Source organism: Myroides odoratimimus, from assembly GCF_038039805.1.
GTDB lineage: Bacteria > Bacteroidota > Bacteroidia > Flavobacteriales > Flavobacteriaceae > Flavobacterium > Flavobacterium odoratimimum_B.
The window spans coordinates 70,562-96,308 of record NZ_JBBPHK010000003.1; the positions used below are offsets into that span (position 1 = coordinate 70,562).

Genomic DNA, 25,747 nt, shown 5'->3' on the forward strand with positions numbered 1-25,747 from the left:
ACTTCACAAATGCATAATGCGAATAACTTGTATAATACAGCTTAATCGAAGTTACTTTGTAACATACAAAAACATCATTATGAAAAGAATTATTCTAAGCCTTATCTTATGTGTGTCACTAGTATCATGTTCTAGTGATGACAATAAAGCAGCACAACCAGAAAGCAAAAAGTATCAAACAGAAAATGTCGTTTTACTAGTTATCGACGGACCTAGAATGACAGAGACTTGGCAAGAAACTACACAAGCACATATCCCTAACCGCATCGCTCTATTAAAAGAAGGAGTTTTTATCAGCAATTTTAGAAACAATGGACTAACCAATACAAATGCAGGACACACTGCCCTTATCACAGGTGTATATGACAGCATTAAGAATAACGGTAAAGAACTTCCTACTAATCCTTCTGTATTACAACAGTGGTTAAAACAAACGAAGAAAGATAACAGCAAAGCTTGGGTGGTAGTATCTAAAGATAAATTAGAAGTACTAAATAACACTAAAAACCCTGATTGGAATAATAAGTATATGCCTAAAGCAGATGCAGGAGTAGCTGGTAATGGAACAGGGTATAGAGCAGATAAAGTAACTATCGAAAACTTTAAAAAAGTAATCACAACTGACAAACCTAATGTAGTTGTTATTAACTTAAAAGATGTAGATAGCTATGGACATGCTAACAAATGGAATGAATACATCCAAGCTATCAAAACAACTGATCAAAGCATTAAAGACATTTGGGACTTCTTACAATCTCAACCAGATTATAAAGACAAAACAACCCTAATGGTATCAAATGACCATGGACGTCACTTAGATGGAGTCAAAGATTCTTTTGTCAACCATGGAGATAATTGTCTAGGATGCCGTCATATCGAATTCTTCGCTATGGGACCAGACTTCAAACAAAATACGACAATAAGCACCGGTAATTATGAGCAGATAGATGTAGCGAATACAATGGCTGAACTACTAGGAATAAAATTAGACTACAGTAAAGGTAAAGTGATAAAAGACATATTTAAATAAAACATGTGACTTAACACATAAAGAGGGGTATCTTCATGAAGACACCCCTCTTTTACATTTGTAATAAGTAATAATCTATAATTTTTAAAATGCAGGATTCACATTGCCTTTAGCAGTTCTAGTATATGCTTTATGTGATTTCACATAATTAACCTCTACTTTCCCTTTTACTAATACAGAAGTTTTTACAGTACCATTAGGAGATATAGTAAAATAATCCGATTGATACTTTTCATCTTTTATAGTTGTCACTTCTACTCGTCCATCTAATGGAATATTTGCACTAGACTTAACATTATAATTAAAGCTAGTATATTCTACTGAAGACCTGACAACTACATTCGTATTTACCAGTTCTACTATTACATCTCTTTCGTTGCTTTTCATACCATCATCACTTGATGAACAACTAAATAAAAACACAGACATTGCCAATGTTAAAAACAAACCTATACTTCTCATAACCATAATTTTTACTGCAAAGTAAAAACATATTATATGAAAAAATAAATATAATAATCTATTTTTAACATAATTAATCCAAAAAGTATCACATCAGTATAGGGTGTGGAGACAATCTATCCTGCCTTTGGAAATTTATACATCGGTGGGGTTAAGAAATCTCTTGTAGGCATCCCGCGATTTGGAAATGCATCAAAGTTGATTGGGGTAGCATACACTTTATAGCCCTTTACATAATCTCTTTCAACTACTACTCCTTCTTTCTTCACTAGAACTTCTATGTGTTCTCCCATATTAAGAGAAAATCTATCCGATTTTATCTTCTCATTATTTATAGTAACTACTTCTACATACCCTTGCATAGGTGTACGCACTGTAGACCTAATAGTAAAGTAAAAGTTAGTGTACTGCTTGGCTTTCCTAGTTTCTACAGATGTACCCTTGTATTGAATACTGACATCTTTATTGTTTACTTCTAAATCTTCTTTTGAACATCCAGTAACAAAAACCATGACTAACATCATGATAACCAAACTTATATTTTTCATGTTATTATTATTTTAGGGCGTCAAAGTAAAATAAAAACAACAAAAGTTTATATCAAAAAAATATTATTTAACGTAAATACAAAACAGAAAACACTAAAATTAAGATTAAAAAATATAGTTTATTAAAATAGTCATTAAAAAGCAGATACCAATACAAGAAACTAAATATAAAAACTAGTTTACACTACTATAAAACTCACTACCATTCTTCAAATGTATAACTATGACTGAAGCTCAAATCAAAGTTCTTATATTGCTCCTTGATTAATTCTATACACTCTTCTCTAGTCCCTTCCTTCTGATAAGATCCCTGTTTACTCACTATCGGAATATCTATAATCCATATATCATCTCGTAACCAACCGAACTGTAAAGTATCGTCCTCTCCCTTAAATATTCCAATAAAAGTACCTTCTTCTGTCGACAACTTTTTAAAACACGTGATTACTTCTAGCTCTGTAGCCACCTTAGATTCTTCTCCTTCTTGACCTTGATCAGTAAGAGCGTCATAGTAAAACAACTTGATCATATCTATATATTTATATCTCCAAAATTAAACAACTCTATGCAACTTTTAACAACAAAAAAAGAGCATTACCTCAGCAATGCTCTTTATTTATATCATCTAGTTACTTGTGCGTTTAGGTCCTTTTGACTCTGGCCACTCTTGACGTTCTCCTTTACTGTCTAATGGAAGAACAATCTTTTCTCTAGATACCAACTCTTTCTCCTCACTTGCTTTATAAGCCATGATAGCGATCAGAATAGCGTTGTTCTGTACATCGTCATAAACGATCTTGTCAGCTGTATCTCTGTTTGTATGCCAAGTATAATTACCATATCCCCAGCTCAATGAACTCATCATAAACCCAGGTATATCTTTACTTACAAATGATACGTGATCTGAACCACCTCCTGAAGGCGATCCAGGGAAGTGAGTCTTAATGTCTTTCTTATATTTCTCAGGCACTGCGTATAACCAGTCTGTAATATATTGATAAGAGTTTAAGAACCCTTGTCCAGAGATATTAGCCACACGTCCTGTACCGTTATCTTGGTTGAATACTACTTGTATCTTATTGTGTAGTTCTGGGTGATCTGCTACGAAAGCACGAGACCCATTTAATCCTTGCTCTTCACTTCCCCAGTTACCGATTAGGATAGTACGTTTAGGATTAGGCAATACCGCTTTTAAGATACGAGCAGCCTCCATCATCGTGATGATACCTGTACCGTTATCCGTAGCACCTGTACCACCATCCCAGCTATCTAAGTGTGCAGATAAGATTACATACTCATCTCCTTTCTCTCCACCTTTAAGCTCAGCTATTGTATTATATGTCTTCGTAGTACCAAGGTCTTTTGACTGTGCATTCACATGGATATGAGGTTTCTTACCATTCTCTGCTAATCGATATAGCATACCATAATCTTCTAATGCGATATCTATAGTAGGTACTTTTTTAGTCTCTGCCCCAAAGATTCTATTAGACCCCATAATACCTGTCCAGTATGACATTAGCACACCAGCAGCTCCTGCATCTTCTAATACTTTAGGCAATTCCTTAGCTGTATATCCTGTATTTTTGATACGAGTAGCCCACGCTTTCTCAGCTGCAGCTTTCTCTTCTTTCATTTTAGTATAAGACTCTTCAGTAGCAAAAGTTTGCCATTGGTAGTCTGGTCTTCCTGTAGGTTGGTGCATAGAGATCATGACATACTTCCCTTTTACAGAAGGTAACCATGCATTAAAGTCAGCCTGAGAAGCCACATCAGCTAATATCACTACTTCTCCGTCTACTCCTCCTTTTTTAGAAGCAGGACTCCATGCCAGTTGCATTCCCTCTAATGACTTAGTACGAGGTGAAGTCATCGTGATCTGTGTAGTACCACGCTCCCATGCCTTCCATGTTCCATACTCTTCATTACGCGCCTCGAAGCCCATAGAAGTGTACTGATCCTTCACCCAATTATGTGCTTGCATCATCTGTGGTGTCCCTACTAAGCGAGGTCCGATGACATCCATTAGTTCAAATGCATACTTCTTTAACTGAGAGTTAGTAGTTCCTTCTTTTACGATAGCCTCTACTATAGGATCTTGTTTTTGTGCTAATACTAGCGCACTAGACAGTAAGGTCACCCCTAGTACACTATGTGCAATCGTCTTACTGATTACGTTTGTGATTTTCATATTGGTTAGTGTTTAGTTTAAGATGGGCAAATTACACATTTTAACCATACTTCCAAGACTATTAATCGCCTATTTCACCATAAACACTAGATTATACAATAAAATTCACAATAATTAGCTTCTATAAATACTCATCACATAATTTTAATCACTTTTCTTTACATAATTAGAGCTACACTAATCATAATATTCATACGTAATCTCCTTCTCACTTACTAGCACATCCCGTTCTACATATACTTCCTGCTTCGTAATATTCCCAAAACTATCGTATCCCTTATTCATTACAGTATATTTAGCATCCGTAGAGGTTAATACGTCTTTCTGTATATACCCGTTCTGATATCCACTATTATCATACATAAACTTCGTCAATGAGTTTATCTGTACACTCTCTCCATTCTTTGCTATCATCTGCATAGAGCTTACCTTTCCTTCTTTATCTACTGCCCCTTTTATAGTATTACTCATAGAAGGAGTATTACTATAAGATGTAACTACGGTATAGGCTGCAGGAGAAGACCACTTCTGTATCGCTTCACTTATCACAGCTCCTTCGTAGTCATATCCTTTTAATACGCGCTGTTGTCCATTATATGGTTCATATTTAAGAATACCATTACTACTAAATTCTAACAACTCAGTATCTAACTCATTGTCTAGAGACTCCATCGATATCTTATATCCGTTCTCATCATACAGACTTATTCTCTGTGACACAACATTAGAATCAGACAGACGTATGACCTCTGTTACAGTCTTTACCCTTCCTCTAATTCCCTCTAACTTGGCATCACTATATGGTGTAGTACTCCCCTCTGACTTACACCCTACTAGCATCACTGCTAGCACCAACATTAACTGCTTCATCATTTCTTTATCCTTTCACTATTTTTTATTAATCGTAATATTCATACGTATAGACCTTATAATTATTTAACTCCCCAGATCGGTCAATACACTCTAACTTTAAGATATTCCCTTTGTCATCATAACCTGTTTCTACTAAATAAAATTCTTTTTTTTCTGAATTGGCAATATCATTAAACACATAACTAATAGGCTCATTCTTATCACCATAGCTATACACTACATTATAGTTACTATGAGGACTAAACTCACCTTCCTTATGACTCTTATATTTTAAAGATTCTACTTTGCCTTCCTTATTAAGTTTAACTATTAGTGTTCCATAGATAGGGGTGTATCCAAGATAAGTTCGTTCATGTATATACCTATCTTCTGCCTCCCATGTTATACTACCTTTAAAGATGTACTTACGATCTTTATTAAGCTTATTAACTTCTCTTTTATTTCCTATATATTCCTTATATACTATTATATTCTCTTGAGTTGATATAGAATTAACTTTATTATCATTAGAAGTAAAAGTACGATTCACACTCTCTAAACAATACCCTTCCTTACTATAAGTAATTACTGTTACCTCTACCTCATCAGAGCCTGGTTTGTACCTCGAAATAGTACGAGATTTAACTTGTCCATTTAGATTCTCTAATCGCCAATCCGTAGGTGGGGTAACGTCCACCCCCTTATCACACGCCTGTAAAGACAATATTATCAAAATCAATAGCACACATCTTTTCATATCGAATTTTATGTTAAAGATACGCTATTCCTTCATTATCTTATTCTAAAATTATTACGAAAAACGTTATCATCTTAATTTTTCTCTACCAAATCTCTTATCAAAATAAACAGTCCTATCCTAGGTAAAACAAGAGATTAGCAATAATATACCACCTACTTCTATACCCCGACTTGAAAATGTACCTTTGCGCAGATTTTTAATTAAAAGATTTTTAAAACAATGAAAAACCTTAAAGGAATTCTATTCGCATTGATTTCTTCGGGTACATTTGGTTTGGTGCCTTTGTTCTCCTTACCATTGATACTGCCGAACCTGCGACCAGAAGGAGTGGCTGCTATAGGCATACCGACCATTCTATTTTATCGATTCTTATTTTCATCTGTGACTATGGGCGCAGTATGTTTGTACAAAAAAACAAGCTTAAAAATTTCAATTAAAGATCTAGCAGTCGTCTTTTTCTTGGCGTTATTGTATGCCGCAACAGCCAAATTCTTAGTCGATGCGTATGAGTATATAGATAGTGGTCTAGCCACTACTGTACACTTCTTATACCCTATATTCGTCAGTATTGTCATGATTATGTTCTATAAAGAGAAGAAGTCTATCGCACTCTTAGTAGCGTCTATTCTATCACTAGTGGGAGTGGGTATGATGTGTATACACGGTGAGGCTTCACCTTCACTGATCACAGGATTAGTACTCTCTGCCTTGACAATATTCACCTATGGACTGTATATCGTAGGCTTAAATAAATCTAGAATATCAGAGATGAACTTTGATTCATTGACCTTCTATGTATTATTAATGGGGTGTTTAATCTTCTTATTCTACTGTCTTTTCACAACAGGAATACAGACTGTAACTCTTACGAGTGACTGGATTAATCTTATTCTATTAGGAGTATTCGCTACCTTCATTTCTGACCTATGTCTAGTACTAGCAGTGAAGCACGCAGGTAGTACTGTCACCTCTATCTTAGGATCTATGGAGCCAGTAGTAGCAGTACTAGTAGGTACCTTATTCTTTGCAGAGCACTTCGATTGGATGTCTGCTATAGGTCTAGTATTCGTATTGGGTGCTGTAACCTTAGTTATTATCGCTAATCAGAAGAAATAGTAATTGGTTTACAGTTATCGGTTTACGGTTAACAGTCTTGCCCTATAGGCATAATGTATTGATATAATAAGACTAAACGATTTCACACCTTCACAAAAAAAAGATTTCACAAAAAAAGCCTGCTAGGTTGTCTAGCAGGCTTTTCTATTCTTGTCTATTAAGCTTCTCTTTCTAATACATCATCAAGACTCTCTTTGCGTACATCTACTAGCTTCATCTGCGGATAGACGAACAGTTGCTGTTTTGCATAAATATCTTTAATGATGGCTAGACATTGTGTTTTGTCAGCATACATCTGCGGGTTGACTAATGTAGGAGGATTTAACACCTCTACTAAGATACGGTCTTCATCACAGTGAAACTGCATCGTGTGTGCACCTACTGTAATACCGACGAAGTTATCCACTAAATCTATCGTCTCTGAGAATATCTCGATACATTCTTCTAGTGTTAGCTCTAGATTCTCTTCAGATAGATTCTCATAATAATCTGTATAAAATACTGTAATCATACTGCGCTTTAATTGTTATAACACCTTCTAGACAACGCTATCTCAGTGGAAGTACAAAGGTATCGTTTTTTTCATTTTTTGCCTTATCCTCCTGAATCTTCTCCGTAATTAAAACTCAAATCTTCAAAATAACTCATCACCGTGTAAAGAGCCAATACATGAAGAATACGTGGAGTATAAAAGGATATTTCTTCGACAAACAATCTCTTAGCTCCACCATTCTCGGTGTATTGTCCCACTATTTTCGAACAATCTACGATAAAACCCCATGAATACTGGCTTTAAGCTAGATATAGAACAATAGCCAAATCATACTTAAAACAAATAAATAGCTAAATATCAGTTTATTAACAAAAAACACTAATCAAAAAATATATACAGCTTTTTTCTATTAATTACCTAAAAACGTCAAAAAAAGGGATGTGCTTAAAAAAAACAGTTCAAAACTGCTAAAAATAGAGAAAAAACAGCTCTTAAATAGATAAAAACAAAAAAAGTACAGCTATTTATTTACCTGATACTTTCTTCTTAAGGGAGTTATGCGCGCTCCACACATACTGTTGTAAGAGATAAAAGAGGATACCTCCTGTGATATAACAGCCTATATCATATAGATCTGCTGTATAACGAGAGGTGTGCTGAGGAAGGTAATATTCAAAGTAAAAAGCATAATATAAAACTACACTAGCGATCATCAGAGGAGATAACTGATAGGTGCTCCCTTTCCACAGGCGTAGAATAATTAATATCACTGCCATCGTAAGGGGAATAGATAGGATATCGTTGACATAATTATTAATAAAGGATGGTAACGCTACCTCCAGACGCTGTGCTGTATAGATAGCTCCCCCCACTACTAGCATAGTGATAAAAGTCCAATGCTTCAATATACTCATGCTACTATCATCCCGATTAGCCAAGCTATAAACATAGTCACTGCCATCACAGTAAACCAAACGCCATAGACTAGCTTAAAAAATAAACGTACTAGCAGCCATGGGTGCTTCGTCATACGGAGTAAAAACTTCTCTATAGCAGAAGGCTCTTCAGCTAATGCCTTAGCGATGCGTTCGCGTTCTAGGTGCTTGCGTTCTTCTTCACGTTGCTGTACCATATTCAATGCATGTCCACATGATATACAGTTATCTGTATCTACATTAAATGTTCCGCATTTAGAACAGCGAATATGTACTTGTCCTTTAGTCATAAATCAAAATAATCTTCTGTCTTCAAAACTACTATTTTATAGTACAATAAAAAAAGCCTTTACTCCAATAAGGAAATAAAGGCTTCTTCCGTTAATAAAAATATAGTTATTACTTTTGATCTACGTTATGTTGTCCATGAGCACCTCTTCTGTGTTCCATCACTTCTAGATTCTCATCTACGAAGTATGCACTACCGAATCCGTTCACATAAGAACCTTTAACTGGCTTAAAGTTAAACATGATGAAGTCTTCTAAGTTATCTAATACTTCTACTACCTTACCATGTCTTTCTCTTAAGTCAGCGATTGCTTTCTCGTATAATGGATTTTCTTTCTCGATTAACTCTGCTTGAGTATCTAAAGTTAAACGGTGTCTAGCATATAATTGTTTAGATACGCTCTCATCTTCTACAAACATGAATGATACTTGCTTGCGGTCACGTAAGTTCTTTGTATGTTTTGCCATAAAAGAAACTAATATCTGAAACTCATTTCCTACTCTAGAATAAGGAGCTGTACTTACTAATGGTGTTCCGTCCTCGCTGATAGTAGCCATCATTACTGACTTACACTCATTGATTAATTCTTCGATTTTAGGAGCTTTAGGCTTTACTTTATGCTGATCGAAATTTGGGTTTATTGTATCTGTACTCATCTCTTATAAATTTTAATGAAGCGAAGATAATAAATTATTTAAACTAAATAAGAATAAGAAAGTAGCTTTAACAACATTATACCATAAAGACACAAATAAATACACCAACTATACGTACTAGGTTTAAATAAACCCCATAGAAGCATGTGTATAAAAATAATTGTATTTTTATCGCCTAGTCAAGACAACAATGAAGAGAACACTTTTAATAGCACCACTATTATTACTATTAATGAATTGCGGTAGTTTTAATTCTACTACAAAGCGAAAAGGGAAAACATTTAAAACAACAGTATTAGACCATGCTGTAGAAAAAAGTTACTTACTAATCACAGAAACTTATGCAGATGGAAAATCAAATACCGTAAATAAAGATAAAGAGAATACAGAGACAGAAGTACGCAACTTCTTATTTACCTATGATGAATATGGTCAACTAGTCAATACGTATTCTAGTAATATCATCAATGGAAAAACAACTAATCCCTCTAACTTAGGAGTAGTACTAAATGATAAAAAACAATTGACGACCATATCACTAGATGAAGATACTGATAAGTTAAAAACTGTTTATAAAGACAATATCCTTCATCAAATCACACATTATGAACCAGAGTTTAAAGAGCTAGTCGTTAATACATTTACGTATGATAAGCATCAGTTGCCTGTACATGCTCGATTAGGTAATGAAAGCAAACCTAATGAAGTCATCGATCTTGACTTCACATATGACCTTAATCAGAATGTACATACCTATAAGAATCCGCTAGAGCTATTCTCTTTTAGCTATGATGATAAGCAGTATATGCTAGCAGGACAACCTTATTACTATAATCCGTTCTATTATATGTCTATAGATTGGCTGACCTTCACTACATATGCTCCTAAAAACAACATTGTGGAGTTCGAAGATGATGAACACATCACTACGATAGACTATACCTATAATACAGAGAACCTACCGATCACAGCTAGAGTTAAAAAAACATCCAAAACAAATGCTCAAGATAGTAGAGTGACATGTGAATATGAATTTTATTATAAAGAACTAGAGGTAACCCGTCTAAAAAACAAGAAAAGAAAATAGACTAATAGCTTATTAATACTAGCTATCTAACCATATTATAACGCGATAAAACTAGCTATACTAAAATTAGAATTAGAAAATTGATGTAGTTATATGTTAAAACATTAACTTTATCTAAAAGTATAGATAGATATACTCAACCAAAAAGAGTGGCCTCTACTAGTCCAAAACGATTAGTACTATAAAGAGGTTTATACGATAGTGCTTGGCTTTTTGATTTTGGGTTCTTCTAGAAGAGTATACTTAAACCCTATATCTCAGTAATTAATAACCCTGAAAAGAAATGAGAAGAAATCTACTATTAATGTCATTATTATTCCTTCTTGGAAGTATGAATAGTTACTCTACAGAAAAGGTAAGTCCAAACGCACAAATAAAGAAGCTGATTGTAGTGAGCCAAGTTGTTGAGAAGAACTATGTCCCAGTAGATAGCTCAACCCTTATCGATAATGTGAATGTAGTAGATGGAATTACTTCTAGTACAGAAGTATCTATCACTAAATATGACTTTAACTATAATGATTTAGGTCAATTAACTTCCGTAGAATCTTACTTCGTAGAGAATGGAACACCTACTAGTTCCTTCACTGCTACAATGGAGTTAGATGAGAATAATCTACTGCGCAAGGTCATCTATGGAGAGAATAAAATGAGCTTAGACCTAGTATATGACAATAAGATACTGCAGTACACAGAGTTTAAGGATTTATACTATGACGAGTCTAGAGTAAGTAAGATAGTCTATAATAGACTAGACTTGCCTGGTTCTATAGAGATATCTTCTAAGCCACAGTATTCTGATCCTGAAGTAACTGACTTTATCTATGATCCTAATAACAATCTAAAGTTAATCAACCTAGATAGCTATAAGACAATCTATACTTATGACCAAAAAAACTACCCATTTGCTTATTTGCCTTATGCTTATAATGTGTCAAACTACCTTAGTGCTAATGAACTGATGTATACTAATTATAACCAACAAAACAATATCGTTAAAATAGAAGGTGATGATCTTCTAACTACGATAGAGTACACTTATAATGCTCAAGATCTACCTCTGACTGCTAAGGTAAAAACAGTAGTCAAGTCTATGCCTAATGAGCAACCGAGTATTTATGAATATGAGTTTACTTATAGAATAATAGAACTGATGTTATAACAAAGAAGGTTAGCCATTGGCTAACCTTCTTTGTTATTATAAATCTAACTGATAGATATAATCATCCATTACATACCCACCACCAATATCAAAAGTCTTAGACTCTATACACTTCATATTATTGCGGATATAGAAGTCTATAGCACGTTGGTTATTTTTATTCACAGTAAGATATACAGCAGTAGCTCCCTCTCGTTTAGCATAGTCTACTACATGCTGAAACATAAAATGCCCCAAGCCTTTTACCTGTTTATACACATTGGTATACAATTTAGAAAGAAACACACGATTATCCTCCATAAGCTTATAGTTCGTATAGCCTAATAACTCATCCCCTTGCATTAACAGTTCCCATTGGTACCCTTCTTTTAGTTCACCTAATATACGCTCGTCACTATACATCATCGGTAGCATATAATCTATCTGTTCTTGCCCGATAATATGAAGGTAAGTATCCTCCCAAATCTTCTCTGCTAAAGGAAGAATTAGGTGCATATTATGTTTATCTACAGGTATAAAAGTGGTTGTTTCTGCTAAGTTATTCATTGTTATAATTTTTTATAAGATGACAAAAATATGATAAAACTTAAATACAACTATAAAAAAACGAGAGTAGTTATACTACTCTCGTTCTCACTCTTTATATCCTGATTAGATATTATCCTTTGTAGTTAGTCAAGAAGTCAACCAAAGTACGTACTCCACTTCCTGTACCACCATTACCTTTATAATCTCTAGGAGCATCCATCCAAGCTGGACCTGCGATATCCATGTGTACATAAGGTGCTTTAGCGAAGTGCTCTAAGAACTTACCTGCTGTGATAGTACCTGCAAAACGCCCTCCGATATTCTTCATATCTGCTACGTTAGATTTCAACAAGTCTTTATAGTCATCCCAGAAAGGTAACTTAGCTAAACGCTCGTGTACGTTGTATCCTGATGCGATGATAGCATCGATAGTCTGCTCATCATTCCCCATAATACAAGATGCCATATCTCCAGCTACTACTAAAGCTGCACCTGTAAGTGTAGCTGCATCAATAATAACCTCTGGGTCATACTGAGTAGCATAAGCAATAGCATCTGCTAAGATCATACGTCCTTCTGCATCTGTGTTTAGCACCTCGATAGTCGTACCATCATACATAGTGATTACATCACCAGGAGCATAAGCATTTCCTCCAGGACGGTTATCTGTAGCAGGAACTAATCCGATAACGTGAACATTCACTTCATTTAAAGCTGCTGCATAGATAGTACCTGCCATACATGCTGCACCTCCCATATCACTCTTCATAGAGTCCATAGAACCTGCAGTTGGTTTTAAGCTTAAACCTCCTGTATCGTACACTACTCCTTTACCTACTAATACGATAGGTTTTTTATTGATTGGATTAGCTGGTTTGTACTCCATTATAGTAAAAGTAGGTTGATCGATAGATCCTTTATTAACAGCTAATAAACCACCCATCTTCAAGTCTTCAATCTCTTTGCGACCTAATACTTTCACTGAGAAGTTAGCCTCTTTACCTAAAGCTTCTATTTCAGTTGCTAGTTGAGTAGCATTTAAGAAGTTTACAGGTTCGTTTACCATTGTACGAGCCCAATACACTGCTTTTACAGTGTTGTTTAAATCACTGATTTGTTTAGCTGTAAAATCTCCTTTTACCTCAACATTACTCAAAGCGAACTTCATTTCTTCTGCTTCTTTGAAGTATTTTAAGAATTGGTAGTTTGACAACATAAATCCTTCTACTAAAGCTAATGTAGAAACTCCATTACCTACGATAGTAAGGTTGTCAGCTTTTTTATCTAATTGTTTGCGAACGCTATTACCAGCTAAACGCATTTTTTCTAAGTTCTCATTCTCTTTTACGAAAAAGAAATACTGACTTCCCACTTTAGCAAAGTCTTCTTCTTTTTTTCCTTCTTCGAATGCTTTTACGAAATCATTTAAGAATGCAGGAACCTCAACAATTCCTTTGTTCTCACTACTTAAAACGAAAACAACGTTCCCGTTTTCTTTCATGTTATTTACTAGTTGTATCATCTTTGTCTTTTTATATTACTGCAAATATAACATTTTTAGACGCAACTAAAAAAGAGCTTTTCTTAAAACTCTGCTATAATCTCTAAGTATCCAAAAAAGATATATTTTACGTTTTTAGATAACTATTTATCGAATAACAATAAATTTTATTTGTTTTATAAAGAATTAAATATACTTTTGAATCACAATTAACCAACTAAATTACTAACGATGATAAAATTACTAATCCATTGGGCTATGCTTTTAATAGCGTTATGCGAACGATTAATAAATGTATTATTTTAAACCTAGATTATGAAGCTGAAATTACTTACAGTTATATTTATTGTACTATATATAGCCAATATTTGTGTACACTTTAGAGATTTTCAACAAGGGTATAATAATGCTCCAGAATGTCATGATGATAAAGTGTATACTACTTTGGTCGTTAAACAGATTCCTAGTGATACCTCTGACCTTCATTTATCTCTAACAGATAAAAAAACTACTGATATACAAATACGTGAAATAAAAGAGACTATAGAAGTAGAAGTTCCTAAACAATATTCGAACGGGATTAGTAATTTCTTCATAGGTTTGTTAGGTATCCTTACTATACTCCTTTTCCCAGTTATCATTATTGTATTTATAAAATTCTTTAAAAACTTATATAATGGTAATATAGCATCTAATAGTCAAATAAGACGACTACAACTCCTAGCTTATTTTCACCTGATTCTACCTGTATTAGGGAATATTTATATTTTTTATTCAAACAAAGAACAACAAGAAGTAGCTAATATTTATAATCTCGACTTAGTTAAGTATGACTATGATTTTTCATTATTTATTATTCCTTTAATTCTGTTATTAATTGTTGAAGTATTAAAGCAACATTTAACTTTAAAAGAAAGTGCTGAACTAACCATATAACTTGATTTTATGAAACTAAAATTTCTAACCATATTATTAATCATTGCTTATTTATTTTCCTTTAACAACCATTTTAAGGATATGAAAAGAGGTTTTAATGAAGGATATGACAGCGGGAGCACTACTTTGACAAATCCCTACTATATAACAATAAAAAACAGTACAGAATACAATGCAAAACTAACTACTAATCATAACTCATCTAAAATAATAGTAACTGATTCAACAAGTAGAATTCGTGTAGATGACGTTCCTTTTAGTTATTCATTTCTTAGAACTGTTATGATAATGAGTTCATTTATTTTTGTAGGCTTTATAATCTATGGCTTATACAATAGCTTTATTATTCTAAAGTTTTTGTACAAAGGAGAGACTGCTACTCGTTTTCAAATTAAACGTATAAAAGTACTAGCTTCTATACTTTTAGGTCTTGCTATTTATGAGAATATACTCGAATATCTATCTACTTACGAAGCATCAAGAATAGCATCTCTATATAACCTAGAAGCTGTAAAAGGTGATTTTAATTTCACAATGTTCTTTATTCCCTTAATTTTGCTGATGATTGTAGAAGTATTGAAACAACATTTGCGTCTAAAAGAAGATGCAGATCTAACCATATAACCCCACGATATGCCAATAATAGTAAACCTTGATGTCATGATGGCTAAGCGAAAGATATCGCTTAATGAGTTGGCTGAGCGTGTAGGTATCACTGTGAGTAATCTATCCATACTCAAGACCAATAAGGCGAAAGCCATACGCTTTAGTACATTGGAGGCAATCTGTAAAGAGTTAGATTGTCAACCAGCTGATATACTAGAATATGTAAATGAAGACTGAGCACTGCTTGGTCTTTTTTACTCTTATAAACTAGCATTTCCCTGAACCACAACAATTAACCACCAAACAATAGGCACACTCTCTACCCAAAATAGCGTAAAGAATTTGGTGCGTTTAGGAGATGCATAATAAATAAAGAACAGCGTAAGAAGAACGATCAATAAGTTATTCCACGCTTGTATAGGCTGATAGCCTACCTTAAAAAATTCGATAACATAAAAAGGAATTAGTAACAATCCCAACAACCACTTGGTATTAGCTATTCCAAGCATCTGAGGTAAGGTCTTTAAATACTTGTCGTCATATTGTAAATCAACAACTTCGAATATCCCGATTAGAATAAACACTAAAATAAAACGCTGTATAAACTTAACTACAATATCCCAACTGACCGGTATATCCGCATTCATCACCGGTACTATAAGCGTCACAGTTGCCCAACACAGACATACGATATATACTTTAAGCCCTGCCAGGTTGCGCAGATTACTTCTATTGCTACTAATAGGTATAGCGTATAAAACTGACAACACCAATAAGCTCAAAGTCACCAACTGTGCCTTCCAATTCAACATAAAGAAAGCCATAGTACCTATAAGTAACGCGATAATACTTATCCCTATAATGACCTTTAACCGAAGCGTAAATGGAGTTTTATGTCTATAGACTACCTCTGCATACTTAATGAAATTATAAGAAAAAAGTGTTCCTGTAAAAGCCAAAACAGACACAGCTGCATCAAATGGAAGGTGACAGAAATAAAATGTCATTTGTACCAAAGCAAATACTGCTAAGGAAACGTGAACACTTCCGTTTAAATAAAGAGCAACTATTCTGTTTTTTAACAAATCCATATTAATTATCAATCTAACAAGCGCAATGCGTAATCACTTTTCAAAATTAATCGATATAAAGATACAATTGTCAGATTAATGGTTATTTTTGTGTGATTAAACACAACTTTTATTTATTGTCCAAATGAAAACAAACGCATTTGCATTAAGACACATTGGTCCTCGTCCTGAGGATATGGCAGAGATGCTTAAAACAGTGAAAGCTGATAGCATTGAACAATTAATCAACGAAACTTTTCCAGACGCAATCCGTCTTAAAGAAGACTTAAACCTTGCTCCTGCAATGACTGAGTATGAGTACTTATCTCACATTCAAGCATTAGGAAACAAAAATAAAATATTCCGTTCTTTCATTGGTTTAGGATATAATGAGGCAGTAGTTCCTGCTGCTATTATCCGTAACGTATTTGAAAACCCAGGATGGTATACAGCTTATACTCCTTACCAAGCTGAAGTAGCTCAAGGTCGTTTAGAAGCTTTATTAAACTTCCAAACTACTGTTATCGAGCTTTCTGGTATGGAGATTGCAAATGCTTCTCTATTAGATGAATCAACTGCAGCTGCTGAAGCTATGATCTTATTATTCGACGTAAGAACAAGAGATCAAAAGAAAAATAACGTAGTGAAGTTCTTCGTTTCTGAAGAAATCTTACCACAGACTTTATCAGTATTACAGACTCGTGCTACTCCATTTGGTGTAGAGTTAGTAGTAGGTAACCACGAAGAATTTGACTTCTCAGAAGAATTCTTCGGTGCTATCTTACAATACCCTGGTAAACACGGTATCGTAGCTGACTATGCTGACTTTATCAACCAAGCAAAAGCAAAAGACATTAAAGTAGCTGTAGCTGCTGATATCATGTCTTTAGTATTATTAACGCCTCCAGGAGAAATGGGTGCTGACGTAGTAGTAGGTACTACTCAACGTTTTGGTATTCCATTAGGATTCGGAGGTCCTCACGCTGCCTTCTTCGCTACTAAAGAAGAATATAAGCGTAGTATGCCAGGTCGTATCATCGGAGTATCTAAAGATGCTGATGGTAACTTCGCTCTACGTATGGCTCTACAAACTCGTGAGCAACACATCAAACGTGAGAAGGCTACTTCTAATATCTGTACTGCTCAAGTATTATTAGCTGTTATGGCTAGTTTCTACGCTGTTTACCACGGACCAAAAGGATTGACTAACATCGCTTCTTTAATCCATGCAAAAGCAGTAACTGTAGCTACTGAATTAGGTAAATTAGGTATTGAACAACTTAACGCTAACTTCTTCGATACAATCTTAGTGAAAGCGGATGCTGCTAAAGTGAAACCTATCGCTGAAGCTAATTCTATTAACTTTAACTATATCGATGCTAACACTATCTCTATTTCATTAAACGAGACTGTAGAATTAGCTGATATCAATGCTATTGTTAATGTATTCGCTCAAGCTACTGGTAAGACAGCTACTGAGGTAACTGCATTAAGCACTGAAATTAAATACCAAGATAAACTAAAACGTACTTCTAAGTTCTTAGAGCACGCTGCATTTAACAGCTACCACTCTGAAACTGAGTTAATGCGTTATATCAAAAAATTAGAGCGTAAAGACTTAGCTCTTAACCACTCTATGATCTCTTTGGGGTCTTGTACAATGAAATTGAATGCTGCTGCTGAGATGTTACCATTGAGTAATGCACAGTGGAACAACGTTCACCCATTCGTACCTGCTGATCAAGCACAAGGATACTTAGAGATGCTACACGGATTAGAAGAGAAGTTAAATGTGATTACTGGTTTTGCTGGTACTACATTACAACCAAACTCTGGAGCTCAAGGAGAGTACGCTGGTCTTATGGCTATCCGTGCATACCACCACTCAAGAGGTGACTTCCAACGCGATATCGCTCTTATCCCTGCTTCTGCACACGGTACTAACCCTGCTTCTGCTGCTATGGCTGGTATGAAAGTAGTCGTAACTAAAACTACTCCTGAAGGGAATATCGACGTGGCTGACTTAAAAGCTAAAGCTGAACAATATAAAGATAACTTATCTTGTCTTATGGTGACTTACCCATCTACACATGGTGTATATGAGTCTGCTATCATGGAGATTACTCAAATCATCCACGATAACGGAGGACAAGTATATATGGATGGTGCTAATATGAATGCACAGGTAGCTATCACTAACCCTGCTAATATCGGGGCTGATGTATGTCACTTAAACTTACACAAGACTTTCGCTATTCCTCACGGAGGTGGTGGGCCTGGTGTAGGACCTATCTGTGTGGCTGAGCACTTAGTACCATTCTTACCTACTAACCCTATCGTTAAGGTAGGTGGAGAGAAAGGAATCACTGCTATCTCTGCTGCTCCTTACGGATCTGCATTAGTGTGTTTAATCTCTTACGGTTACATCGCTATGTTAGGAACTGAAGGACTGAAGAAAGTAACACAACAAGCGATCTTAAATGCTAACTACATGAAATCTCGTTTAGAGGAGCACTACGCTATCCTTTATACAGGTGAGAAAGGACGTGCTGCACACGAGATGATCGTAGACGTACGTGAGTTTAAAGAAAAAGGTATCGAGGTAACAGATATCGCTAAACGTCTTATCGACTACGGTTTCCACGCTCCTACAGTTTCTTTCCCAGTAGCTGGTACATTAATGATCGAACCAACAGAAAGTGAGAGCAAAGAAGAGCTTGACAGATTCTGTGATGCTATGGCTTCTATCCGTCAAGAAATTGAGAATGCAACTATCGAAAATCCTGTGAACGAGCTTAAGAATGCTCCTCACACATTAGCATTATTAACTGCTGATAACTGGGATCTTCCATACTCAAGACAGAAAGCTGCTTACCCACTTCCTTATGTAGCTGAAAACAAATTATGGCCTACTGTACGTCGTATTGACGATGCTTACGGTGACAGAAACTTAATTTGTTCTTGTGCTCCTATCGAAGTTTATATGGAGAACTAATCTTAACTGATTTATCTATACAGAAAACGCCATCATTACGATGGCGTTTTTTTATGCTCTACTATGTCCTTTTTCACCCAAGTTACTATGTCGTACTTCTATAGTTATCAACAATAATGTTAATAACTATAATTCATCTTATCCACATTATATACAGTCATAACCTCAACTTAAAAAAACAATCAAACTACACTAATACAATAAGTTATAAAACAAATAGCAATTATAAGGAATAATCATTTTCTATAGTTATCAACATTTTCAATAACTAAACAACTCTTATCAACAGGGTTATCAACATAGTTACTAACAATGTTGTTAACTATAAACTATCGTATTCGAAGTAACCACCTTGCTCTTTAATATGAGTGATCAGCTCTTTATATATACTATTATAACTAAGCACCTCAGCATTGCCTAAAATAATCATTTGCTCTTTTGCACGAGTCAGAGCCACATTTAACTTACGGTCTACTGACTGATCATCATTAAGACTCACTACCCCATCTAACTGAAGTACTTCATTAATCGTAAACGAATAAATAATAATATCTCTCTGCCCTCCCTGAAAGCGCTCTACTGTATCTACTACTATATCCTCTGCATTTAGTATATCACTTCCTTCTAGCTTATTTTTAATCAGTGCTATCTGATTCTTAAACGGAGCTATAATTCCCACGCGTTTTGTCAAGTCTGTACTATCACCGTTTAGTAGATTAAGTTGCTCAATCTTCTGTAATAGACAGACAACAAAATCAGCTTCTTTCTCACTCGTTTTCTTCTGTTGTCCTGCATGGTGTTCTTCCACATTGACAAAGATCACTCTCCTCTGTGCCAATATTGCACTTAGTGGATCACTAGCTACAGGCTTTAAGTCTAACGGGGTTACTTGTCTCTCTAGATTACTTTTAGCTACTGTAGTTAAGTTCTCTAACGTATAAGCTTCTTTTAGTTTGCCTTCATAGAACGCTACATTAGGAAACGCAGCGATGTCTCTATGCATACGCCCTTGATAAGTAAGAGTGTCATGTGCATAATCTAATTTATTCAGCTCACAGAAGTTATATAATCGTTCGAATAATGAATTGCGCCTATCTGCTAACCCGATCTGTTCTAGCAGAGGATTATTAGTCTTAGACAATGTATCACTCTGTACCACTATCGCCGGAAGCTGTTTGTGATCACCGATCATAATAAACCTTTTACACTTAGGCAATAACCCTATAATCTGAGGTTCTAATATCTGAGAAGCCTCATCTATGATAACTGTATCAAATTTCTTTAGCTTGAACACATCATTCTTACTAGACATAGTAGCTACTGTAGACAGAAACACTCTATTATTACGTATAATATTAGACAGAACATTTCTAGTAAATCGCCTACCCGATTTCTCTAACGCCTCACTCTCTCGCTTAATAATCGTGCTGACTAGATGATCAGCATATTTCTGACTACTAGATAACGGGCTACCTATACGCACAAACTTATCTATGGCAGATACATGCTCCAGCGCATCCGTCACCGCACCACATAGCTCATCCACAGCCTTATTAGTATAGGCTAGAAGTAGTATATTCTGATTGGTATTGGTATATAATTCTTCTACGAGCTCCTTAATAATATGAGAAGTCTTACCAGTACCAGGAGGTCCATTTAGTACAAAGTAATCTTCTGCTGACAACGCATTGTTTAATATCCTATTCTGTTCTACAGAAAGAGTAGGCTTATAGTATCCATAATTTATCCCTTGTCTCGGAGGTAGCACATTGAGGATTACTTCTCTCTTATTCTTAGGTGCATTCATAAACGCAAATAAACTCTTATACATACTTGTAAAAGAAGAATCCATAGAGTCGCGTTCTAGCGCCCATAAGCGATATTGACTAAAATAGTTAATCCCTCTCTGCTTATGTCGAAACACTACTGTCACCGCTTCTTTGGTAATGCTCTGTATCGTACATTTAAATATCTGATGCTTCACAGCTGTATCAGTATCATGATCTCGAGGATATAACACACAGACATCTCCCTTTCTAAAGTTGACAAAGTCATCTACTAATGTACGCCTAAAGGTAATCTGCTTCTCTTCTTCGAAGATTTTATTCTCTTTAATCTCTAGATCATATAAGATACTATACTTATCTTTTTTGACCTCAGCACTGTCTATCCATAAGCTTGCCAACCCGTGACTCCCTTCATAATCACTGGCTCCTAACTTACTAATGTATTGTTCTCTTGCGATAAAGCTGACAAAAGAATAGAAATAAGTACGCTCTAACTCTGAACACTTCTCTAGCACAGACGTAAACACATCTATCTGCTTATGGAGCATGTCCTTAAACTTGGTATTCAGATTAGGGTTACGCACTATATTCTCCCCTTTTACATAGTGGAGTAACAGCGCCACTTTATCTTGATCATCTGACTTTAAGATATGTTCATTCAGTACTATTCTATTTCTCAATTCACATATCGCCTGCACTCGACGAAGGTTGATCTGATCTTTACGAAGATTATTAGTTCTTGGTTTGCTATAAAAAATAAAGCCACTCAGATACTTCTCGTTTCCTATCTCTCGATAGGGTATATCATATACCACAGATAGCATGAGGTGATATAAATATAGCTGTACAGTGTGATTAGGTTTCACCCCTACCCCATCATCAGGATAGACCGTCCCACCAGACTTCAGCTCTACGATAGTTGTCTTTAGATTATCTTTCTTTATACTGTGAAGAAGGTCTAAACGCCCTTGTACCCCATAAATATTACATAGAAAACTTGGCTCTAAATTAATGTCTCCCTCATTCGTAATACCATAGTGTACGAACTCTTCTAGGTATACTCTCTTGATCGTATTAAAATGAGTTTCACAGTCATATCGATATTGCTTAAACTGTTCTACATCTAAGATATCTGAACAAGCCGTATGCTCAAAAGGATAATTCTCAAAGTGATGAACAAAGACTGTATCAAAGTCTACTGTATGTGCATCCTCTGCTCCTACTAATTCATCCATGACAGCATTAGCAAAGTTACCGATGAGTAGATACTTATTATTAGGTATCTCATCGAACTTCGATTTTATAAAGCTCAATGAAGAAGTCCCATAGTCTTGAAAACACTCTGCTATAGCAGACACATCTATTAGATAATCTGGCTCTAGAATAAATATCTTCGGATGATATATCTGCTGATCATCTACCCCTACATTAATCAAATGTAGAGTAGCTCCCTTCCATATTTTCTCTATTGAGCTAAACGTAGCATTCACTCCTTCTTCATTAATCTGTACTCGTATAGGCAGTCCATCTTCAGCACTCTCTACATCACATAAAAGTAAATTATCCTTTATACTCAAGACATTAACCCTCAACTTATCAATGATCTGCTCAAACTCATTATGCTTCAAGGCTAATCTCTGAATAGGAAATGGGTAGTATGACCTGTTCACATCAGGTACAGGCACCTGAAATACATAGGAGATAAAATCATTTACATCCATCCAGTAGGTCGCTAGATATAACTCTAACTCTGCCGAATCATACTTAGTCAAGTCATTACTAATCATCCTAAAACTGTGAATGACACGGCTCGCATTATACTTATTACATATAAAGGATAAACGAGAGAATAGATTAGAAAGACTGATCACCTCATCCTTCACTACATACTTACATATTTTCTCCAGTAGATTTCTAAGCAAGCGATACTTAGCACGAGTAGTCAAGTCAGTATTATTGATAATATCTACTAATGAGGTAAAGTATAAGGAAGTATATTTATTATCAAGCATGTGCAGTATCCAATTTAAATGTCAAAGATAATCTAGATTTTACAGTTAGTAAAATATCCCACCTCTACATAAAAAAAGAATTGTCCTATTAACTAAGACAATTCTTCTTTAAAAACTTTAAATAACTTGTGAACTATAATTGTAACCTCTCAAGCAAATTTAAATTACAATATCCAATAAAACCATTCACTATTCAAAGCAAAAACAACTAATACATCAATAAATCAAATATTTAGCTGCATCACCTCTTATTACAACATAAGATAATGTATCTTTATCCTATAAATAGATTTCTTTACTGAAATCCTTTATTACTAAGTAAAACATCTGTTTATATAGTCAAAAAGTACAATCTTCTGTACCCCTCTATTTTCTACTAAGTCCACTTCAGTATCCTATCACATTTCATTCAGTCTTCCTTGATCTGAGTCCGTTATGAGTCCGTTATGAGTCTGTACCGACTCCGTTATTTTAAACAAAACAACGGACTGAAGATGAAAATATCTCTCTTCTTATATAGAATCAATAGCAACATAACTGCTATAAGACTAAAAGTTATCTGGATGCACAGAGGAATCTCTGCCTCCTCATACACTTTAGCTAAGAATAACACATCTCATCTATAAACAATCTCCTTACCTAGGCTACTCCCTAATAATCACTATGTGTATGAAGTAAAAGTAAACTTCTCTACAATAATATAGTTTTTAGACAAACTGATAACTATCATATAATATCCATTTAGATATAAGTACTTTTACCAATGCCAATAATTCGTATAAAGTTTTTATACAGCTGTTTTTTAGACGAAAAGAGAAGTATATGGGATATACTTCTCTTTTTATTATTTCGCGATAGGAACCTTGTTAGACTCTAGTGGAGCCTTATAAATTTTATATCCTAATTTCTTCACATCTTCTAGTAGCTTAGGGCTTAGTACTTGTTCCATTGCCTTAGTATTATATACATAGGATACATAGTACTTATATCCGCCATCACTTACATTATCCTTACATGCATACCATGTCGGAGCTACAGATAGTTCTGACTTAAAAGGCAACCTTAGCTGTACGAAGCTTTTCGGCTTTATGATCACATAGTCTGTTACCTTCTTATTTTTCAGCTTTTCTTGCCACTTGGCTAATAGACTATCCGAATCATAATCCCCACTCATCAGCATAGGCTCATCGATATGACTTGCCTTATTATACACTCTTTGTTTTAATACATATACTTGATTCTCGTATGTACTACCTACACTAGCTCCATAAGCTAACTCTGAAGTATCCCAAGGGAACCAATACGTATCATTAGAGTTATTCATTACTACAATAGTAGCTAGGCTATTATCCTTCACAGTGGAGTCTAATACCTTTACCTCTATTGGTTTTTTTGCGCTTTGGCCAAAAGCGCAAAATGCACTAATAAGTGCAACAAAAACAATAATTAATCTATTCATTTTCAACCGTCTCTTTAATCCACACAAGATAATAACTACAGATTATTTGTTCTCTAAAAGGAATTATAATTTCACAAATTAGAACAATTATAAATAAGAACTTATATTTGTATCCAAACACAAAACAATCATTACTCATATCATGAAGAAATTATTCTACACATTATTACTATCTCTATCACTATTATTTGCACATACCATCACTGCTCAAGAAGCGATAGAAATAGGAAAAACATATACAATCCAATCTAAAGTGCTAAACGAAGATAGAAAGATACAGGTCTACCTCCCTCCTGCTTATAACGATACACAATATCCCGATCAGAAGTATCCTGTCATATACTTACTAGATGGTGAAAGCAACTTTAATTATCTAACAGCCTATCTAGATAAGCTAAGTAGATATCCATACCCTTCTATCCCAGAGATGATCATAGTAGGAGTGGTCAATACCAATAGAACAAGAGACCTGACTCCTACTAAAGTAACTAGTGAGAGCATGTCTACTGAACAATCTAAAAAAATAAAAGGAGAAAACGGGGGCAACGATGCCTTCTTCCGTTTCTTAAAAGAAGAAGTATTTAGTTATATAGACACGAACTATAGAACCCTTGATTATAAAATACTAATCGGTCACTCGTTTGGAGGGATTACAGCTTTAAATAATCTACTGAATTATACTGATATGTTTAACGCTTATATCGTACACGATCCTAGTATATGGTGGGACAATAAGGTTATACTGAGAGAATATACGGATGGGATAAACCAAGACTTTAAACACAGACGACTATTCTTAACGCAAGTAGGTGAAAGCGAAAACAAAGGGCATCTAACTGATCACTATAGCGCAATTAAAGAATTTGATACATTATTAAGTAAATACACTCCTGCTACACTGAGCTATAAATATGTAGCCTATGAAGGAGAAGACCACGGTAGTATACCACTAAAAGGAAACCTAGATGGTCTGAGATACATATTTGACGGATATCGAATCAACTTTAAAGAACTAAAAAACAACCCTACTCTACTACAGGAAACTTTCGAAGCTCTGAATAAGCAGATGCATTATGATTTTAAACCGACTGAGAAATTCTTAGACACAGTCATTAAATACTTCTCCTCTACTGAGGATACTAAAACAGTAGATCAGCTCACTAAGTACAAGAATACACTTTATAAAAAATAATACGGTAAGATCACATACCGCTTCTCTTAATGCCAATATGTAATATCACACAATAAATATTACATATTGGCATTATTATT

At 34.8% G+C, this 25,747-nt stretch carries 25 protein-coding genes; 9 read left to right on the plus strand and 16 right to left on the minus strand.

Going from position 1 to position 25,747, the window contains the following annotated elements; genetic code table 11:
- Positions 1 to 79 precede the first annotated feature (79 nt).
- Positions 80 to 1,030 carry an alkaline phosphatase family protein gene (locus tag AABL85_RS03975; protein WP_341309273.1) on the plus strand — a complete coding sequence of 317 codons (951 nt, stop codon included), beginning with the start codon at positions 80 to 82 and terminating at the stop codon, positions 1,028 to 1,030.
- Positions 1,031 to 1,114: 84 nt separating this feature from the next.
- Here the strand turns inward: AABL85_RS03975 and AABL85_RS03980 are convergent, their stop codons facing one another.
- The 6 genes from AABL85_RS03980 to AABL85_RS04005 form a co-directional block, all read right to left on the minus strand.
- Complete coding sequence (locus AABL85_RS03980; RefSeq protein ID WP_131540195.1) at positions 1,115 to 1,492, minus strand: hypothetical protein; 378 nt, start codon at positions 1,490 to 1,492, stop codon at positions 1,115 to 1,117.
- 116 nt (positions 1,493 to 1,608) lie between these two features.
- Positions 1,609 to 2,040, minus strand: coding sequence for a hypothetical protein (locus AABL85_RS03985; RefSeq protein WP_341309274.1), 432 nt, complete (start codon positions 2,038 to 2,040; stop codon positions 1,609 to 1,611).
- A gap of 199 nt (positions 2,041 to 2,239) precedes the next feature.
- A complete protein-coding gene (locus tag AABL85_RS03990; RefSeq protein WP_286415793.1) occupies positions 2,240 to 2,569 on the minus strand; it encodes a hypothetical protein in 330 nt (109 codons plus the stop codon).
- 96 nt (positions 2,570 to 2,665) lie between these two features.
- Positions 2,666 to 4,231: a M20/M25/M40 family metallo-hydrolase gene (locus AABL85_RS03995; RefSeq protein ID WP_341309275.1), complete on the minus strand. Its 1,566-nt coding sequence runs from the start codon at positions 4,229 to 4,231 to the stop codon at positions 2,666 to 2,668.
- 177 nt (positions 4,232 to 4,408) lie between these two features.
- A complete protein-coding gene (locus tag AABL85_RS04000) occupies positions 4,409 to 5,104 on the minus strand; it encodes a hypothetical protein (protein ID WP_341309276.1) in 696 nt (231 codons plus the stop codon).
- 25 nt (positions 5,105 to 5,129) lie between these two features.
- A complete protein-coding gene (locus AABL85_RS04005) occupies positions 5,130 to 5,840 on the minus strand; it encodes a hypothetical protein (RefSeq protein WP_341309277.1) in 711 nt (236 codons plus the stop codon).
- Between the two features lie 222 nt (positions 5,841 to 6,062).
- Here AABL85_RS04005 and AABL85_RS04010 point away from each other — a divergent pair, with 222 nt between their 5' ends.
- Positions 6,063 to 6,959: a DMT family transporter gene (locus tag AABL85_RS04010; RefSeq protein WP_131540200.1), complete on the plus strand. Its 897-nt coding sequence runs from the start codon at positions 6,063 to 6,065 to the stop codon at positions 6,957 to 6,959.
- Between the two features lie 157 nt (positions 6,960 to 7,116).
- Here the strand turns inward: AABL85_RS04010 and AABL85_RS04015 are convergent, their stop codons facing one another.
- The 5 genes from AABL85_RS04015 to AABL85_RS04035 form a co-directional block, all read right to left on the minus strand.
- Positions 7,117 to 7,470: a hypothetical protein gene (locus AABL85_RS04015; protein ID WP_006264713.1), complete on the minus strand. Its 354-nt coding sequence runs from the start codon at positions 7,468 to 7,470 to the stop codon at positions 7,117 to 7,119.
- An 83-nt stretch (positions 7,471 to 7,553) separates the two neighbouring features.
- Positions 7,554 to 7,709, minus strand: a complete 156-nt coding sequence (locus AABL85_RS04020) for a hypothetical protein (RefSeq protein ID WP_341309278.1) — start codon at positions 7,707 to 7,709, stop codon at positions 7,554 to 7,556.
- A 267-nt stretch (positions 7,710 to 7,976) separates the two neighbouring features.
- Positions 7,977 to 8,366 carry a hypothetical protein gene (locus tag AABL85_RS04025; protein WP_341309279.1) on the minus strand — a complete coding sequence of 130 codons (390 nt, stop codon included), beginning with the start codon at positions 8,364 to 8,366 and terminating at the stop codon, positions 7,977 to 7,979.
- A complete protein-coding gene (locus tag AABL85_RS04030) occupies positions 8,363 to 8,677 on the minus strand; it encodes a hypothetical protein (protein ID WP_006259545.1) in 315 nt (104 codons plus the stop codon). The genes AABL85_RS04025 and AABL85_RS04030 overlap by 4 nt, the downstream gene beginning before the upstream one ends.
- A 109-nt stretch (positions 8,678 to 8,786) precedes the next feature.
- Positions 8,787 to 9,332 carry a HugZ family protein gene (locus tag AABL85_RS04035; RefSeq protein WP_006259546.1) on the minus strand — a complete coding sequence of 182 codons (546 nt, stop codon included), beginning with the start codon at positions 9,330 to 9,332 and terminating at the stop codon, positions 8,787 to 8,789.
- 190 nt (positions 9,333 to 9,522) lie between these two features.
- Here AABL85_RS04035 and AABL85_RS04040 point away from each other — a divergent pair, with 190 nt between their 5' ends.
- Together AABL85_RS04040 and AABL85_RS04045 are read left to right on the plus strand one after the other, a co-directional pair.
- Positions 9,523 to 10,419 (plus strand): hypothetical protein, encoded by an 897-nt coding sequence (locus AABL85_RS04040; RefSeq protein ID WP_341309280.1) that lies wholly within the window; start codon positions 9,523 to 9,525, stop codon positions 10,417 to 10,419.
- A 283-nt stretch (positions 10,420 to 10,702) separates the two neighbouring features.
- Complete coding sequence (locus tag AABL85_RS04045; protein ID WP_341309281.1) at positions 10,703 to 11,581, plus strand: hypothetical protein; 879 nt, start codon at positions 10,703 to 10,705, stop codon at positions 11,579 to 11,581.
- 36 nt (positions 11,582 to 11,617) lie between these two features.
- Here the strand turns inward: AABL85_RS04045 and AABL85_RS04050 are convergent, their stop codons facing one another.
- Positions 11,618 to 12,127 (minus strand): GNAT family N-acetyltransferase, encoded by a 510-nt coding sequence (locus tag AABL85_RS04050; protein ID WP_341309282.1) that lies wholly within the window; start codon positions 12,125 to 12,127, stop codon positions 11,618 to 11,620.
- 112 nt (positions 12,128 to 12,239) lie between these two features.
- Positions 12,240 to 13,631: a leucyl aminopeptidase gene (locus AABL85_RS04055; RefSeq protein WP_341309283.1), complete on the minus strand. Its 1,392-nt coding sequence runs from the start codon at positions 13,629 to 13,631 to the stop codon at positions 12,240 to 12,242.
- Positions 13,632 to 13,925: 294 nt separating this feature from the next.
- On the opposite strand from AABL85_RS04055, the gene AABL85_RS04060 reads away from it, so the two are divergent.
- From AABL85_RS04060 to AABL85_RS04070, 3 genes are read left to right on the plus strand one after another with little or no spacing between them, the layout of a single operon-like run.
- Complete coding sequence (locus AABL85_RS04060; RefSeq protein ID WP_341309284.1) at positions 13,926 to 14,546, plus strand: DUF2975 domain-containing protein; 621 nt, start codon at positions 13,926 to 13,928, stop codon at positions 14,544 to 14,546.
- Between the two features lie 9 nt (positions 14,547 to 14,555).
- Positions 14,556 to 15,170 (plus strand): DUF2975 domain-containing protein, encoded by a 615-nt coding sequence (locus AABL85_RS04065; RefSeq protein ID WP_341309285.1) that lies wholly within the window; start codon positions 14,556 to 14,558, stop codon positions 15,168 to 15,170.
- Positions 15,171 to 15,179: 9 nt separating this feature from the next.
- Entirely contained in the window at positions 15,180 to 15,389 is a 210-nt protein-coding gene (locus AABL85_RS04070) for a helix-turn-helix domain-containing protein (protein ID WP_006259555.1), read from the plus strand.
- Positions 15,390 to 15,412: 23 nt separating this feature from the next.
- Here AABL85_RS04070 and AABL85_RS04075 read toward each other — a convergent pair whose 3' ends face one another.
- A complete protein-coding gene (locus AABL85_RS04075; protein ID WP_131540208.1) occupies positions 15,413 to 16,243 on the minus strand; it encodes a hypothetical protein in 831 nt (276 codons plus the stop codon).
- Between the two features lie 124 nt (positions 16,244 to 16,367).
- Here AABL85_RS04075 and gcvP point away from each other — a divergent pair, with 124 nt between their 5' ends.
- Complete coding sequence (gcvP, locus tag AABL85_RS04080; protein WP_341309286.1) at positions 16,368 to 19,217, plus strand: aminomethyl-transferring glycine dehydrogenase; 2,850 nt, start codon at positions 16,368 to 16,370, stop codon at positions 19,215 to 19,217.
- A gap of 322 nt (positions 19,218 to 19,539) precedes the next feature.
- On the opposite strand, the gene AABL85_RS04085 is transcribed toward gcvP, so the two are convergent.
- Both AABL85_RS04085 and AABL85_RS04090 read right to left on the minus strand, forming a co-directional pair.
- Positions 19,540 to 23,016 (minus strand): AAA domain-containing protein, encoded by a 3,477-nt coding sequence (locus AABL85_RS04085; protein ID WP_341309287.1) that lies wholly within the window; start codon positions 23,014 to 23,016, stop codon positions 19,540 to 19,542.
- 844 nt (positions 23,017 to 23,860) lie between these two features.
- Entirely contained in the window at positions 23,861 to 24,475 is a 615-nt protein-coding gene (locus AABL85_RS04090; RefSeq protein WP_341309288.1) for a hypothetical protein, read from the minus strand.
- A gap of 142 nt (positions 24,476 to 24,617) precedes the next feature.
- On the opposite strand from AABL85_RS04090, the gene AABL85_RS04095 reads away from it, so the two are divergent.
- The gene (locus tag AABL85_RS04095; RefSeq protein WP_341309289.1) at positions 24,618 to 25,667 is read left to right on the plus strand and encodes an alpha/beta hydrolase; all 1,050 of its coding nucleotides are present in this window, start codon (positions 24,618 to 24,620) and stop codon (positions 25,665 to 25,667) included.
- Positions 25,668 to 25,747 lie beyond the last annotated feature (80 nt).

What these genes read in the sequence shown, in the direction of transcription:
- AABL85_RS03975 (WP_341309273.1), top strand. Translation starts at nt 80, where the DNA reads ATGAAAAGAATTATTCTAAGCCTTATCTTATGTGTGTCACTAGTATCA.
- AABL85_RS03980 (WP_131540195.1), bottom strand. Translation starts at nt 1,492, where the DNA reads ATGAGAAGTATAGGTTTGTTTTTAACATTGGCAATGTCTGTGTTTTTA.
- AABL85_RS03985 (WP_341309274.1), bottom strand. Translation starts at nt 2,040, where the DNA reads ATGAAAAATATAAGTTTGGTTATCATGATGTTAGTCATGGTTTTTGTT.
- AABL85_RS03990 (WP_286415793.1), bottom strand. Translation starts at nt 2,569, where the DNA reads ATGATCAAGTTGTTTTACTATGACGCTCTTACTGATCAAGGTCAAGAA.
- AABL85_RS03995 (WP_341309275.1), bottom strand. Translation starts at nt 4,231, where the DNA reads ATGAAAATCACAAACGTAATCAGTAAGACGATTGCACATAGTGTACTA.
- AABL85_RS04000 (WP_341309276.1), bottom strand. Translation starts at nt 5,104, where the DNA reads ATGATGAAGCAGTTAATGTTGGTGCTAGCAGTGATGCTAGTAGGGTGT.
- AABL85_RS04005 (WP_341309277.1), bottom strand. Translation starts at nt 5,840, where the DNA reads ATGAAAAGATGTGTGCTATTGATTTTGATAATATTGTCTTTACAGGCG.
- AABL85_RS04010 (WP_131540200.1), top strand. Translation starts at nt 6,063, where the DNA reads ATGAAAAACCTTAAAGGAATTCTATTCGCATTGATTTCTTCGGGTACA.
- AABL85_RS04015 (WP_006264713.1), bottom strand. Translation starts at nt 7,470, where the DNA reads ATGATTACAGTATTTTATACAGATTATTATGAGAATCTATCTGAAGAG.
- AABL85_RS04025 (WP_341309279.1), bottom strand. Translation starts at nt 8,366, where the DNA reads ATGAGTATATTGAAGCATTGGACTTTTATCACTATGCTAGTAGTGGGG.
- AABL85_RS04030 (WP_006259545.1), bottom strand. Translation starts at nt 8,677, where the DNA reads ATGACTAAAGGACAAGTACATATTCGCTGTTCTAAATGCGGAACATTT.
- AABL85_RS04035 (WP_006259546.1), bottom strand. Translation starts at nt 9,332, where the DNA reads ATGAGTACAGATACAATAAACCCAAATTTCGATCAGCATAAAGTAAAG.
- AABL85_RS04040 (WP_341309280.1), top strand. Translation starts at nt 9,523, where the DNA reads ATGAAGAGAACACTTTTAATAGCACCACTATTATTACTATTAATGAAT.
- AABL85_RS04045 (WP_341309281.1), top strand. Translation starts at nt 10,703, where the DNA reads ATGAGAAGAAATCTACTATTAATGTCATTATTATTCCTTCTTGGAAGT.
- AABL85_RS04050 (WP_341309282.1), bottom strand. Translation starts at nt 12,127, where the DNA reads ATGAATAACTTAGCAGAAACAACCACTTTTATACCTGTAGATAAACAT.
- AABL85_RS04055 (WP_341309283.1), bottom strand. Translation starts at nt 13,631, where the DNA reads ATGATACAACTAGTAAATAACATGAAAGAAAACGGGAACGTTGTTTTC.
- AABL85_RS04060 (WP_341309284.1), top strand. Translation starts at nt 13,926, where the DNA reads ATGAAGCTGAAATTACTTACAGTTATATTTATTGTACTATATATAGCC.
- AABL85_RS04065 (WP_341309285.1), top strand. Translation starts at nt 14,556, where the DNA reads ATGAAACTAAAATTTCTAACCATATTATTAATCATTGCTTATTTATTT.
- AABL85_RS04070 (WP_006259555.1), top strand. Translation starts at nt 15,180, where the DNA reads ATGCCAATAATAGTAAACCTTGATGTCATGATGGCTAAGCGAAAGATA.
- AABL85_RS04075 (WP_131540208.1), bottom strand. Translation starts at nt 16,243, where the DNA reads ATGGATTTGTTAAAAAACAGAATAGTTGCTCTTTATTTAAACGGAAGT.
- gcvP (WP_341309286.1), top strand. Translation starts at nt 16,368, where the DNA reads ATGAAAACAAACGCATTTGCATTAAGACACATTGGTCCTCGTCCTGAG.
- AABL85_RS04085 (WP_341309287.1), bottom strand. Translation starts at nt 23,016, where the DNA reads ATGCTTGATAATAAATATACTTCCTTATACTTTACCTCATTAGTAGAT.
- AABL85_RS04090 (WP_341309288.1), bottom strand. Translation starts at nt 24,475, where the DNA reads ATGAATAGATTAATTATTGTTTTTGTTGCACTTATTAGTGCATTTTGC.
- AABL85_RS04095 (WP_341309289.1), top strand. Translation starts at nt 24,618, where the DNA reads ATGAAGAAATTATTCTACACATTATTACTATCTCTATCACTATTATTT.